Below are 12,506 nucleotides of genomic sequence, written 5' to 3'. Positions count from 1 at the left end.
TTCCTTTATAATCGACATCCAAAGCATAATGTCCTTTTTCTCAAGATTGATTATAGGAAGTCTCATTTTAGACTACTACTCTTTTTTGTTTATAATCAAATCCCCTATTTTAACTAATAAATACAACGAAAAAATAATCATCAAGGTTCTGGCTACTACCAGACCATCAGTAGCTAAATCATATCCTTTAGGTATTAATAATTTAGGGTTAAAGCTAAAAGTAATCGATATTAAGAAAGCTATTAAAATCAGGATGAAACCGAACTGAAATCTATTTGACATTAACATTCCGCCTTATATTAGGTTCGCAGTTAGCAGATAAAATGCTTCGTATTGCTTCCAAGACAACAAAAAAATACTCTTTTCAGGAGATTCGGGCTTTTACTCGTGAGTTTTACGCATTTACTCGTGAATTTGGAGCAAATACTCATGAGTTCCATGCATTTACTCGTGATTTGGAGCAAATACTCGTGAGTTTCACGCACTTACTCGTGAATTTGGAGCAAATACTCGTGAGTTTTACGCTTTTACTCGTGAATTTGGAGCAAATACTCGTGAGTTCCACGCTTTTACTCGTGAGTTTTACGCTTTTACTCGTGAATTCGGAGCATTTACTCGTGAGTTTCACGCATTTACTCGTGAATTTGGAGCAAATACTCGTGAGTTTGGAGCAAATACTCGTGAATTTGGAGCAAATACTCGTGAGTTCCACGCTTTTACTCGTGAGTTTGGAGCAAATACTCGTGAGTTCCATGCCCGTTAATAAAACTCCCTTCCTTTTTACCTGATAACTTCAGTAATCCACTAAAGCCTTCCTTCCATCATTCAATGCTTTGACCATTTCCTTATATTCCTGTAACTCTTGTTCCAGTTTTTGTTTTCTATATACAATCATCCTCGAAACCTCTTTCGGGCTGGGCCCGCCTTGAATGCTTCTAATCTCCACAAAGTATTCGGGAGAGATTATTTTTTTCCATTCATCTTCTGCTATATTCACTGAAACGAATTCATTTATCATCTTGTTTATGTCTTGTGTGTCCCAATCATATAACTCTTTCCCTTCACTTATCGACCGTTTTGCAATATGGCTGGCTATGGAATGGGCTTTTCTAAATGATATCTCGTAATCTCTTGATAGGGTATCCGCTAATTCAGTAACCGTTATACTAGATTTTGCTGCCATTTTCTTTGTATGTTCTTCATTCACTTTCAAAGTTGATATGACGGCATACATCAGTTTCATGACACGGCCCGCATTCGAAAAGGCTCGATATAAATGCGGCTGTAAATCATCTTCCGTATCGACGATATCACCAAATGGTGTGTTGTGGATCATGTTCATGGCAGCAAGTGCGTCACCATACGCACTGCTTGCAATCGAACGGGAATGTTCAATTGATACTGGGTTTCTTTTTTGCGGCATGATGCTGCTCACTTGAACATAAGGATCTGCCACATGAAATGTACCAAACTCCCTTGTCACATGCTGCAGGAAATCTTGAATCCACCTTCCAGTGTTGACCATGCACGTCATGATGGCAGTTGCGGTTTCCAATAAATAATCGGCCCCACCTATCGAGTCATAGGAATTTTCAATAACCGAATCGAACCCAAGCAGTTCTGCGGTACGGTTCCGGCTGATTGGAAAACCAGTAGTCGTTAACGCAGCCGCGCCCAGAGGGGATTGGTTCACTGTTTCAAAGGCTGCCCATAACCGGCCAATATCCCTTTGGAGAACATCATAAATGGCTAAAAAGTAATGGCCTAATGTAGTCGGCTGAGCCGGTTGGGTATGTGTGTAACCAGTAATATATGTTTCTGTATGTTTTTCTGCCTGCACCAAGAATGCCTCACTCAATTGGTTTGCATAACCAATCAATTGGAGCAGATGACCTCTCAAAACTAGCCGGTACATCGCAACTCCCATATCATTACGGCTACGCCCGATATGAATTTTCCCTGCAAGCTCATGACCAATTTCCTCACCGACCTTTGCCTCCATCATGAAAAATAAGTCTTCGAATTGAGGCTGATAGGTCAGCTTGGTGAGATCTGTTTGGGCCACTTTCCGAATCCCATCCAGCATGGTTTTCGCCTCTTCTTCTTTAATGATCTTTTGTTCCGAAAGCATAATGACATGTGCTCGATGAATATCGAACATCACATGAAATAAGTAATCTCTTTGATCATTAAAAACTGGCATTAGAAGCTCTTCCGCATATGTTTTACCGGGAAAAACACTACCTTCATTTTTGATAAATTCTTCAAGCTTACTCATCTTTAAACCTCCGATTTATAAAGCTTTTTCCGCTTTGATTCCAAAAAACTTGTTCGAAATAAAGAGAACGATAACAATAAGCGTGATTTGAATCATCCCATAGGCAGCTGCCTGCCCCATATTGAACATCCGAAGCTGATTCATGATTTCAATGGATATGGGTCTGTTTGAAATCGTATACAACAAGACTGACGTTGGAAATTCTCCTACAGACTCGATGAATGCCAATAATGTCCCTGATAAAACACCAGGCATGATAATCGGTAAAATGACCTTTCTGAAGGTATAAAACCACTTTGCCCCCAAGTTTCTGGCCGCTTCCTCAATCGAGTCATCGAGCTGCTCCAGAACGGCGTTAGTCGAGCGGACAACGAGTGGAATATGTCTGATGAAATAGGCAAGTGGCAAAATCCAAAATGTTCCTACCAATATTTGACCGAAAGAAAAAACGCTAGGTTCATTGAATGCGAAAATCAAGTTCATCCCTATGACCGTTGCAGGCAACGCCCAAGGAATCATGACTAGAATATCAACAAAGCTTTTCCCTACGAATTTCCGTTTGACAAGAACATAGGACGCGATGACCCCAAACACCAGATTTGCCAGTGTGGCAATTACGGCCATCAGTAAACTATTCCGTAACGGTTTAAAGATATTGGGATCTTCAAACAATAGCCGGTAATTTTCCACATTAAATACTGTTGGGTACGTTTGGAATGTCCAGGTTCCATCCGGCACAAGTGAAAGCAATAGAATCGTAAAGTGCGGTAAAAGCAGAATAATTACGCCGATGATACCCGTTACGACCATCACCCATTTCATAAACGGATTTTCCACTTCATTCCTGTGTGCCCCAATTCCTTTGGAAGCCATGCGGTAATCTTTCCTATTCTGATACCAACGCATGAATAATAGAAATGAAATCGAAACAATGGATAGAATGACGGATTGAGTGGCGGCAATTTCCATATCTCCATTAATCTTCGAAAAATAAATTTGCAAGCTCAATACCCTGTACCCCCCAGCCAATAAAAACGGGGCGCTGAATGAAGCCATCGATATCATGAAAACAAGTAAAGAGGCGGCCACGATGGCAGGTGTCAATAATGGAAATGTCACCTTCCAAAATACCTTAAATTTATTTGCGCCTAAGTTATAAGCAGCTTCTTCTAGGGACGGATCAATTTTATTGATTGCAGCGGATACGGTCATATAAAAATATACATACATCGTATAGGCATGCACGATCAGTATTCCCGATACCCCGCCAATTTTAAATGGAACTTTATCAAGACCGAACAGATCCTTGATGGCATTTGGGATTAATCCCGATTCTCCATATAAAAACATAAACGCCATAACCCCCACCAACGACGGAAGGACAATCGGCAATATCGCTGCTGATGAAAAGAAGCTTCTCCCTGGAAAATCATAACGGTTAAAAATGATTGCGAGAGGAATGCCAATCAAGGCACTGACCAATACACTCAATACGGATATATAAACGGAATTCCATAGAGCCTCTAAGTTCGTTTTCGATTCCTGTACGAAGAAGTCCTGATAATTTCCGAGGGATATCGATCCGTCTTTTTGCAAACTTTCTATAAAGGTTCTCAATGATGGGTAGAGTACATAAGCTACGAGCACCAATACAACTGGAATAAGGAGCCAAATCGTCAATCTGGTGTCACGATTTTTAATCATGGTGCATCACCGCTAATGACAGGGAGAAGGCGCAGCTGTTTCTCAGGTAGTTGGACATGCACTTCCTTCCCTTGATAAAAGTATCCAAATTCATGAGTATTAAATGGGATGTGGCCGAAGAGGGAATGAATATCTTTAAAGGTAAAATCCATTCTGTCCAATTCTTTGGATCTGTTGTAAATGTCATGGTGGATGTTCAAAACGTGTTATTAAGGGTGGACGTAATCACGCTGCAGTCTTAAGATTTCTACCCTCATTTCATCACGAAGCTTGGCATCCAGATTACTTAAGGGCTCATCCAACAGCAATATTTCCGGTTCAATGACCAGTGCTCTTGCAAGGGCAACACGCTGCTGCTGTCCTCCGCTCAACTGGCTCACTTGACGATTCGAGTAGCTCTCCAGCCTGACCTTTTGGAGGGCATCCAGCACTCTCCTCTTTAAGTCAGCTGCAGAAACTTTTCTCACACGCAAACCAAATGCAACATTATCAAAAACAGTCATGTGGGGAAAGAGGGCATAGTTTTGAAATACCATGCCTGTATTTCTTTTCTCCGGAGGTACACGCGTCATATCTTTGTCGCCAAATCGGACGATACCTTTTGTTGGATAATAAAAACCGGCAATCATTCGAAGCGTTGTCGTTTTACCGCAGCCACTTGGACCAAGAAAGGTAAAAAACTCTCCTTCTTTGATTTCCAGATTTAAATGGTCAACAGCTATCGTTTTCCCGAAGGCTTTTTGGACATTCTCCATTTTTATTGACGCCATCCAACGACACTTCCTTATTCTTTAATTTCTTTATCTCCACTTTTTATATTTTCGTCCCAATATTTCATCCACTCATCACCATTTTTTTGGAATGCATTCCAATCGATATCCATGGCTTTGATTTCGGTTTCCGTGATCCATTCCGGTAAATCCTTCACATCACTTCTGGTTGGAATCCTGTAAAATTCTTCTGCCAAAGTTTTTGCGGCTTCTGGTGAATTGACAAACTCATAAAAGGCTTCAGCCGCTTTTGGATGCTTGGCACCTTCAACGATGGCGATACCTTCTGTCAATACGGGCGTTCCGCTTTCTGGAATGACGAACTCAAACGGATAATTTTTATTTTCTTTCAGCATGACAACATCCGGCATTGCCCAAACGGAAAGGGATCCCTCACCTTTAGCTACCTTGTTATACATCATTTCCGGGTTCGCTGAATATTCTTTCGTGTTCTGGTCGAGCCTCTTTAACCAGTCATATCCTTCTTGGGGATCATTCGTATCCTTATACGTACGATAGATCATCGCAGAAAAAATTGTCCTCATCGTTCCGGAGGCCAACGGATAGCGGATGATGATTTCATCTTTCCATTTCGGATCAAGCAGCTCATCCCAATCTTTCGGCACTTCGTCTTTTGACAGTTCTTTGCTGTTATACATGATGACTTCCGGTGTCTGGCTCGTTCCCGTCCAATACCATTCCGGATCGTGGAATCCTTCTTCGAGACTATCGGAATAGGTAGGCTTATAAGCAGAAAGCAGCCCATCATCCTTTGCTTGATTGAAGTTCGTGGAAGGTGCTCCCCACCAAACGTCTGCCTGCGGATTATTTTTCTCTGATCGAACACGGTCAAGGATTTCCTGGGACCCCATATCAAGCCACTCAACATCAATACCATATTTATCTTCGAACTGCTTTTCGAACTTCGATAAAATATCTTTGCCATGCGGAGAATAAACGACGATTTTATCTTCCAACTCACCTTTTTCTCCCTTGGAACCGCCAGACTCCGAATTCGTTTTCGTATCTGAACCATTACATCCTGAAATCAATAGTGCTGCCGATAAGACCAGAACTGAAACAAGCGACTTTTTCCTATATTTCATAAATAATCCCCCTCATCACGAAAATTCAAAATGCCATCATGTTCCCTTAAGAATAGGGAAACCGCCCCTAATACTCCTGCGTTTTCTCCCAATTGAGAAGTTTTCATTTCTACTAAACTTGGAAGATATCGATCAACGATCTCCCGAATTCTAGGTAAAATGTATTCAGATGAATTTAATACACCACCTCCTAAAATAATCACCTCTGGATTTAGCAAACTAGCCGCATTGACAATTCCGCAGGCTAAATGTTCGATGGCTTCATTAATGACTGCCATCGCTGTCGTGTCTCCTTTTTTTGCGGACAAAAAAGCATCTTCCCCCGATAGTTCGAAAGATTGGGCCCGTTCGAATAAAAAATGATGAGGATCCTTAAGAACAGCTCTGGTAAATTGACCGCCAATCGATTTTCCACCTGCGACACTTTCCAAATAGCCGTACCTATGGAAAACCGGCTTGAATTCACGCTTCATATCCTCTTTATCAGTTACCATATATCCCATTTCCCCAGCTGCACTGGATGCCCCTCTGTATAACTGATTATTCAAGATTATGCCGCTTCCTATCCCCGTGCCAACCGCAATGAACAGTAAATTCCGCTTATTTTGTGCATTACCCAGCCATTGTTCTCCAAGCGCAGCCGCGTTTACATCATTGTCGAGAAAAATGGGGAAATCAAAATACCTTTTCGCTTCGGCTATAAACGGATACTGTACCCACCCTAAACTCGGTGCCTCTATGACTAATCCGCTTGCCGTTTGCGTTATACCAGGAATCCCGACTCCCATCCCTAATATCCTGTCGTTTCCAATCTGCTTCTTTGCAATTAACCGTTCCGTTTCAATCGCCATTTGTTTAAGAAGACCTGAATGTAAATAAGTGCTTGTTGAAAAACTAGCTTCTGCAAGGATGTTGCCAATTAAATCACATAAAACGATTTTCACTTTCGTCCCGCCAATATCAACCCCTATGATATAGGCAGCCTTCTCATTGAAAAAGAGCTGGATAGGCCTCCTTCCACCTTGAGAAGAGGATTCTCCTATCCCTTTCTCAAATACCCATTTCTCCTGTATAAGTTCATCCACGGCCAGGGAAACGGTCGGTTTACTTAGCTTAAGCTTAACGGCGATTTCAGCTCTCGATATGGGTGAACATTCTTGGATGCATTGAATGATTCTTTTTTTATTAACGTATTTTTGATGACTGGGTGTTCTTTTAAAACTCATCACATCACGGCCTTACATCATTTAGTTAGTAAATCTTCCTAATTAAGTAAAAATATAACTTAAATACATTCTGTGCACAAGTTATAATTCTGAATATTTTAAATACTCACCTTTTAATAGTTACTTCGAATTATTTACATTTATAACCATTAGTGCTATTTATTAGATAAGTTTTTTCATCTGGTTAGTTAGAAAATATTACTAACCTACATTTTTTTCTTCACAAAAGCTTGGGTATTTTATTAAGGTTGAAGGGGGTTAAAAGAAAATGAAAAAAGCTTTTTTATCGTTGCTTTCCCTTTTGCTAGTTCTTGCATTATTGCCGTTTGGAGGTTCCGCTGCAAATCCGGAGGAAGCCAAAGTTGAGTTATGGAATGCTGTCAAGCCACTCGAGACGACCGTGACATTCTTAAACAGCGGTGCCCATCCTGATGATGAGCGCAGTGACTTTCTCGCTTATCTATCGAGAGGGTTAGGGGTGAAGACATCCAGCCTGATTGCAAACCGGGGTGAAGGAGGACAAAATGAAATTGGGGATGAACTGGACAATGCTCTTGGAATCATCCGTTCAAGGGAAATGATAGAAGCTGCAAAAATCACCGGAGTTAAGGCCTATCATCTAAGTGAAACAACCTCTGATCCCATCTATGATTTCGGATTCTCTAAAACACCAGAGGAAACATTGGGAAAATGGGGCGAGGAACTCACGTATGAACGGCTTATCCGCTTTATTAGGACGTATCAGCCTGATATATTGATGCCATCCTTCCAAAATGATGATACCCAGCATGGACATCATCGAACAATGACAATCTTAAGCGAACGTGCCTTTAAGGATGCCGCTGATCCTACTGTTTTTCCAAAACAATTGAAACAAGGTCTATCGGTATGGCAAGTGAAAAAGTTATATTTACCTGTTTCCTCCGCAGATCAAGCAACCACTTCGATTGAAATCGGTAAATATGATCCAATATACGGTATGACTTACCCACAGCTTGGAGAACAATCCCGGTATCTGCATAAAAGCCAAGGCATGGGCTCTGATATCCCTGCAGCACCGCGCCAGGTCCATCTAGATTTGAAGCAAAGCGCCGTTGATACAAAAAGCCAGTCGGACCTATTTGCAGGCATACCTTATGATTTTACTGAATGGGCTGAAAAACTCCCTCGCTCAGCATCAAAATTAAAAGGTGAATTTAAATATCTACAAAGGAATTTAGATGCTGTTATTGAAGCTTATCCAAATGATAAACGGGTTTTTTCAACTTCCCAAACGGCTCTCGCCAATGTTCGTTCAATTACTGCGCAAATCAAAAAGGCAAAGCTAAGCCCTGCCATGAAAAACGACTTACTTCATAAGCTCTCATTAAAAGAAGAGCAATTACAAAATGTCAGTTATGTCTCTTCAGGACTGGATGTTCAAGCTAAAGCAGCGTCAATGATCCTTACAAAAGGCCAGAATACGAACGTAACCATAACGGTGAGGAATAACGGGAAACAAACATTGAAAAAAGTCGCTGCTGCATTGAACGTACCTAAAGGATGGAAGGCTAAAACAAAAGCTAAAGAAGTCAATCTAGCACCAAATAAATCAACGACAATAACCTACCAGGTCGAAGTCCCTGAAGATGCAGCCTATTATCATGCTTATGATGAATCAACAATTACAACCAGCATTTCTTATAAATACGGCAGCACCAAAACCGCCATCATGGAAGAATTGGATGGAACGATTGCTGTCCTTCCTGACGTTGGTCTTAACCTATCCCCTGAAGATATCGTGGTAAATACATCAGATGTAAAAGAAAAAATACCAGTGACCGTAACCTTGAAAAATTATACAAAAGGAAAAACAGCAGCAAAGGTCGCTTTAAAAATTCCTGAAAATTGGGAAGTTCATCCCAAAAAAACCACCGTATCATTTAATGAAAAATCAGAAGAAAAACAAGTGAAGTTCACTCTAACACCACCGAAGGCAATTCAAAATGGTGAATTTCAGGTTAAGGCAGTTGCCACGGTCAATGGAAAAACCTTTGATTCAACCATTCAGGAGATTTCCTATGACCATATCGGAACCTTCTATTACCGATATCCAGCTGCAATCAATACCGTTGCATTTGAGCTTTTGATGCCAGCTTCATTAAAAGTGGGTTACATTGAGAGTGGATTTGATAAAGTGGCAGATTACTTAAGCAACGCTGGCCTTAACATCACAAAGTTAACTGCAGCTGATTTAGCTGAAGGTGATTTAAGCCAATACGACACGATCGTTACAGGCATACGTGCCTATCTATCCAGGGAAGATCTAAAGGCAAATAACGCGCGCTTACTTGAATATGTGGAAAACGGCGGTCATCTCGTCGTTCAGTACCATAAACCGGGTGATGGATGGGATGCCCAGAAAACTGCCCCATATCCACTTACCCTCGGGAATCCTTCCATTCGCTGGCGGGTAACCGATGAAAATGCCACGGTCAACGTGTCTAAACCAGAATCAGCGCTTTTTAACTATCCAAACAAAATAACAACGGACGATTGGAACAATTGGGTTCAAGAAAGAGGATTGTACTTCCCAATGAAATGGGACGAACGGTTTGAAACATTCATTTCCATGGCTGATCCGAATGAAGAACCATTTGATGGCGGAATCCTCATGGCTAAATACGGTAAAGGCACCTACCTCTACACTAACCTGGTCCTATACAGGCAAATTCAAGGTCAGGTTCCAGGCGGATATCGAATCATGACGAACCTGATTAGTTACGGTTCCAAGTAAATAAAAAAGAAACCTATGCAGGTGTTGATTGCATAGGTTTCTTTTCTTATTTTACTCTAAAAAAAGTTATGCACAAAGATAAGGGAAAGGCTTATGCGTTTGGGTTTTCCCGCATTTCTTTATCCACACTTTATGCACAACTTCTTTCATAATCCACTTCAATGCCGGCAATACTTATACTAATTTATTACAGGCAATCCCACACTCGCATTCCGTTAAAGCACTTTACTCAAGAATGCCTTGGTTCTCTCGTGCTGAGGGTTACCGAATAGTTGATTCGGTTCATTTTCTTCGACAATATACCCTCCATCCATGAATATGACCCGGTCCCCGACTTCGCGGGCAAAGCCCATTTCATGCGTAACCACGACCATTGTCATGCCTTCTTTAGCAAGTTGTTTCATTACCTCTAAAACATCCCCGACCATTTCAGGGTCAAGTGCCGAAGTCGGTTCGTCAAATAGCATGATTTTCGGATTCATCGCTAATGCCCTTGCGATGGCAACCCGTTGCTTTTGTCCACCGGAAAGTTCCCCTGGATAGCTATTTGCTTTTTCCTTGAGACCAACCTTATCCAATAACTCAAGCGCTAATCTTCCCGCTTCCGCTTTATCGGTGGCACGAATTTTAATAGGGCCCAACGTTATGTTTTCCATCACCGTTTTATGAGGAAATAGATTGAAATGTTGAAAAACCATTCCAACTTCTTGCCGGACCTTGTTAATATTGATTTTCCGTTTAGGATCGGTTATATCATGTCCGTTAATGACCACCTCACCGCCCGTAACCTCCTCAAGGAGATTCAGGCAACGCAGGAATGTACTCTTTCCAGATCCGGAAGGGCCTATTACGCAAATTACTTCCTTTTCTTGCACTTCTGCATTAATATCTTTTAAAACCTCGACAGTTCCAAATGATTTTCTCAGGTTTTTTACAGTAATGATGCTCATCGAACTTGTACCCTCCTTTCAATGAAATTAGCAATAAGGGTTAACAAATAGATGATGATAAAGTAAATCACACCTACAGCCAGCCAAACCTTGAATGCTTCAAAGGTTGCCGAAGCTTGAATCTGACCTTGCTGAGTTAAATCCGCTATACCAATGACGGATAATAGAGAAGTATCTTTCAAGCTGATGATCGATTGGTTCGTAATGGTAGGGAGCATCCTTCTAAAGGCTTGCGGCAGCACGACATATCTCATTGTTTGAGTACCCGTGAACCCGATGGATCTTGCCGCTTCCGTTTGTCCTTTATCGATGGATTGTATTCCTGCCCTTATTATTTCAGCAAAATATGCCCCTGCATTGATTGCAACGGTAATAATTCCTGCTGTTGTACTGTTCAAAGAAATCAAATTTAAAGAATTTACACCAAAATAGATAAAAAACAACTGCACAATGAACGGTGTCCCCCGTATAGCATCCACATAAACCTTTGCAATCCAGTTCAAGATCTTGATCGGGGCAAGTCGCAGCAAGGCCACCACTAAACCAATCAAAAAACCTAGGATAATGGCAATCACAAAGATATAAAGTGTCACCTGAAGTCCTTTTAATAAAATAGGCAATGCCGCAACAATTATATCCATTCCTTTCACCCCTTTGAAAAAGAAAGCGCGCTTTATGCGCGCCTATTGATCATGAATTTATTCACCAAGATACGTTTTTATAATCTCATCATACGTGCCGTCTTTTTTAATATTGGCAAGACCATCATTTATTTTCTTCAATAAATCCTTGTTTTGCCCCTTCAATACAGCAATCCCATACTGATCACCATTCAAACGGTCACCTACGATCTTCAGCCCAAGATCTTTTTGGGCGATTGCATAGGAGATAACCGGGTAATCTTCTATAAGAGCATCCGCATTACCGTTGGCCACTTCCTGGAACATTGCTGGACTATCATTAAATTGAACAACTTTAATTCCTAGTTTCGTAGCATTATCCTGTGCATATTTAGCACCTGTTGTCCCTTTTTTCACTGCTATGGTCTTTCCTTTAAGATCTTTAACCGTTTTAGTACTTGTATTATCTTTTTTAACAACTATTGTTAATCCTGCATCAAAATACGGTGTTGAGAAATCTACTACCTTTTTTCTTTCCTCCGTGATACTCATTCCCGCAATGGCCACATCAAGCTGATTGGCTTGCATCGCTGGAATGATTCCACCGAAATCCATAGGAGACAATTTGATTTTAAAATCCTGGTCTTTCGCTATTGCATTGATTAACTCAATATCAATACCTTTATAGTCGTTCCCCTCTTTAAATTCAAAAGGAGGATAAGTTGTATCAACACCAACTTTATATACCTTTTCAGGTTTCTTTTCCTCACCTGCATTTTTTTCATCACTGGTTCCACAAGCCGAGATAAAGATAGATAAAATCAAAAACATACTAAGTAAACCAAGTTTCTTCATTCAAATCACTCCACTTCTTAGATTATACGTGATAATAAATATTTCTCCCTATAATATAGCATAAGAATAAAGTATTATAATATGAATTTTTAGAATAAATATTATTTTCTTTGAATAATAATTATGGATGTTTTTCCTAATATTGTTTAAGTGATGGTAAATATAAAATAAGTATGAAACTGCGTATTTGATCCTTTCGAGCTGCTATCATAAAGGGACAT

General features: G+C 40.7%; 11 protein-coding genes and 1 pseudogene. 3 read left to right on the top strand and 9 right to left on the bottom strand.

What is annotated here, in order from left to right; translation table 11 throughout:
- Positions 1 to 75: 75 nt before the first annotated feature.
- Positions 76 to 282 carry a hypothetical protein gene (locus QUF78_RS04100; RefSeq protein WP_289323681.1) on the bottom strand — a complete coding sequence of 69 codons (207 nt, stop codon included), beginning with the start codon at positions 280 to 282 and terminating at the stop codon, positions 76 to 78.
- On the opposite strand from QUF78_RS04100, the gene QUF78_RS04095 reads away from it, so the two are divergent.
- Entirely contained in the window at positions 276 to 788 is a 513-nt protein-coding gene (locus QUF78_RS04095) for a hypothetical protein (RefSeq protein WP_289323680.1), read from the top strand. The genes QUF78_RS04100 and QUF78_RS04095 overlap by 7 nt on opposite strands.
- 5 nt (positions 789 to 793) lie before the next feature.
- On the opposite strand, the gene argH is transcribed toward QUF78_RS04095, so the two are convergent.
- Together argH and QUF78_RS04085 are read right to left on the bottom strand one after the other, a co-directional pair.
- Positions 794 to 2,278, bottom strand: coding sequence for an argininosuccinate lyase (gene argH / locus QUF78_RS04090; protein ID WP_289323679.1), 1,485 nt, complete (start codon positions 2,276 to 2,278; stop codon positions 794 to 796).
- Positions 2,279 to 2,293: 15 nt separating this feature from the next.
- The gene (locus QUF78_RS04085) at positions 2,294 to 3,982 is read right to left on the bottom strand and encodes an ABC transporter permease (RefSeq protein ID WP_289323678.1); all 1,689 of its coding nucleotides are present in this window, start codon (positions 3,980 to 3,982) and stop codon (positions 2,294 to 2,296) included.
- Between the two features lie 71 nt (positions 3,983 to 4,053).
- Between QUF78_RS04085 and QUF78_RS04080 the strand changes: the two genes are divergently transcribed.
- Positions 4,054 to 4,224, top strand: a complete 171-nt coding sequence (locus QUF78_RS04080; RefSeq protein WP_289323677.1) for a hypothetical protein — start codon at positions 4,054 to 4,056, stop codon at positions 4,222 to 4,224.
- Here QUF78_RS04080 and QUF78_RS04075 read toward each other — a convergent pair.
- From QUF78_RS04075 to QUF78_RS04065, 3 genes and pseudogenes are all read right to left on the bottom strand, one after another.
- Positions 4,213 to 4,752 (bottom strand): annotated as a pseudogene (locus QUF78_RS04075) (ABC transporter ATP-binding protein); the annotation flags it as partial. The gene QUF78_RS04080 and the pseudogene QUF78_RS04075 sit on opposite strands and share 12 nt — an antisense overlap.
- A 14-nt stretch (positions 4,753 to 4,766) precedes the next feature.
- The gene (locus QUF78_RS04070) at positions 4,767 to 5,858 is read right to left on the bottom strand and encodes an extracellular solute-binding protein (protein ID WP_289323676.1); all 1,092 of its coding nucleotides are present in this window, start codon (positions 5,856 to 5,858) and stop codon (positions 4,767 to 4,769) included.
- On the bottom strand, positions 5,855 to 7,084 hold the full coding sequence (locus tag QUF78_RS04065; RefSeq protein WP_289323675.1) for an ROK family transcriptional regulator: 1,230 nt from the start codon (positions 7,082 to 7,084) through the stop codon (positions 5,855 to 5,857). Before QUF78_RS04065 ends, QUF78_RS04070 begins: the two co-directional genes overlap by 4 nt.
- Before the next feature lie 268 nt (positions 7,085 to 7,352).
- Here QUF78_RS04065 and QUF78_RS04060 point away from each other — a divergent pair, with 268 nt between their 5' ends.
- A complete protein-coding gene (locus tag QUF78_RS04060) occupies positions 7,353 to 9,860 on the top strand; it encodes an NEW3 domain-containing protein (protein WP_289323674.1) in 2,508 nt (835 codons plus the stop codon).
- A gap of 215 nt (positions 9,861 to 10,075) precedes the next feature.
- Here QUF78_RS04060 and QUF78_RS04055 read toward each other — a convergent pair whose 3' ends face one another.
- From QUF78_RS04055 to QUF78_RS04045, 3 genes are read right to left on the bottom strand one after another with little or no spacing between them, the layout of a single operon-like run.
- Positions 10,076 to 10,810, bottom strand: a complete 735-nt coding sequence (locus QUF78_RS04055; RefSeq protein WP_289318015.1) for an amino acid ABC transporter ATP-binding protein — start codon at positions 10,808 to 10,810, stop codon at positions 10,076 to 10,078.
- Positions 10,807 to 11,451, bottom strand: a complete 645-nt coding sequence (locus QUF78_RS04050) for an amino acid ABC transporter permease (RefSeq protein WP_289323673.1) — start codon at positions 11,449 to 11,451, stop codon at positions 10,807 to 10,809. Before QUF78_RS04050 ends, QUF78_RS04055 begins: the two co-directional genes overlap by 4 nt.
- Before the next feature lie 57 nt (positions 11,452 to 11,508).
- Positions 11,509 to 12,285 carry a transporter substrate-binding domain-containing protein gene (locus QUF78_RS04045; protein ID WP_289323672.1) on the bottom strand — a complete coding sequence of 259 codons (777 nt, stop codon included), beginning with the start codon at positions 12,283 to 12,285 and terminating at the stop codon, positions 11,509 to 11,511.
- Positions 12,286 to 12,506: the final 221 nt, after the last annotated feature.

Origin of the sequence: Peribacillus sp. ACCC06369 (assembly GCF_030348945.1) — a bacterium.
Classification (GTDB): Bacteria; Bacillota; Bacilli; order Bacillales; family DSM-1321; genus Peribacillus.
This window is presented reverse-complemented; position numbering and strand designations above follow the sequence as displayed.

Bases quoted from the DNA above. Each gene is read 5' to 3' on its own strand.
- QUF78_RS04100 (WP_289323681.1), bottom strand. From the start codon at position 282: ATGTCAAATAGATTTCAGTTCGGTTTCATCCTGATTTTAATAGCTTTC.
- argH (WP_289323679.1), bottom strand. From the start codon at position 2,278: ATGAGTAAGCTTGAAGAATTTATCAAAAATGAAGGTAGTGTTTTTCCC.
- QUF78_RS04085 (WP_289323678.1), bottom strand. From the start codon at position 3,982: ATGATTAAAAATCGTGACACCAGATTGACGATTTGGCTCCTTATTCCA.
- QUF78_RS04070 (WP_289323676.1), bottom strand. From the start codon at position 5,858: ATGAAATATAGGAAAAAGTCGCTTGTTTCAGTTCTGGTCTTATCGGCA.
- QUF78_RS04065 (WP_289323675.1), bottom strand. From the start codon at position 7,084: ATGAGTTTTAAAAGAACACCCAGTCATCAAAAATACGTTAATAAAAAA.
- QUF78_RS04060 (WP_289323674.1), top strand. From the start codon at position 7,353: ATGAAAAAAGCTTTTTTATCGTTGCTTTCCCTTTTGCTAGTTCTTGCA.
- QUF78_RS04055 (WP_289318015.1), bottom strand. From the start codon at position 10,810: ATGAGCATCATTACTGTAAAAAACCTGAGAAAATCATTTGGAACTGTC.
- QUF78_RS04050 (WP_289323673.1), bottom strand. From the start codon at position 11,451: ATGGATATAATTGTTGCGGCATTGCCTATTTTATTAAAAGGACTTCAG.
- QUF78_RS04045 (WP_289323672.1), bottom strand. From the start codon at position 12,285: ATGAAGAAACTTGGTTTACTTAGTATGTTTTTGATTTTATCTATCTTT.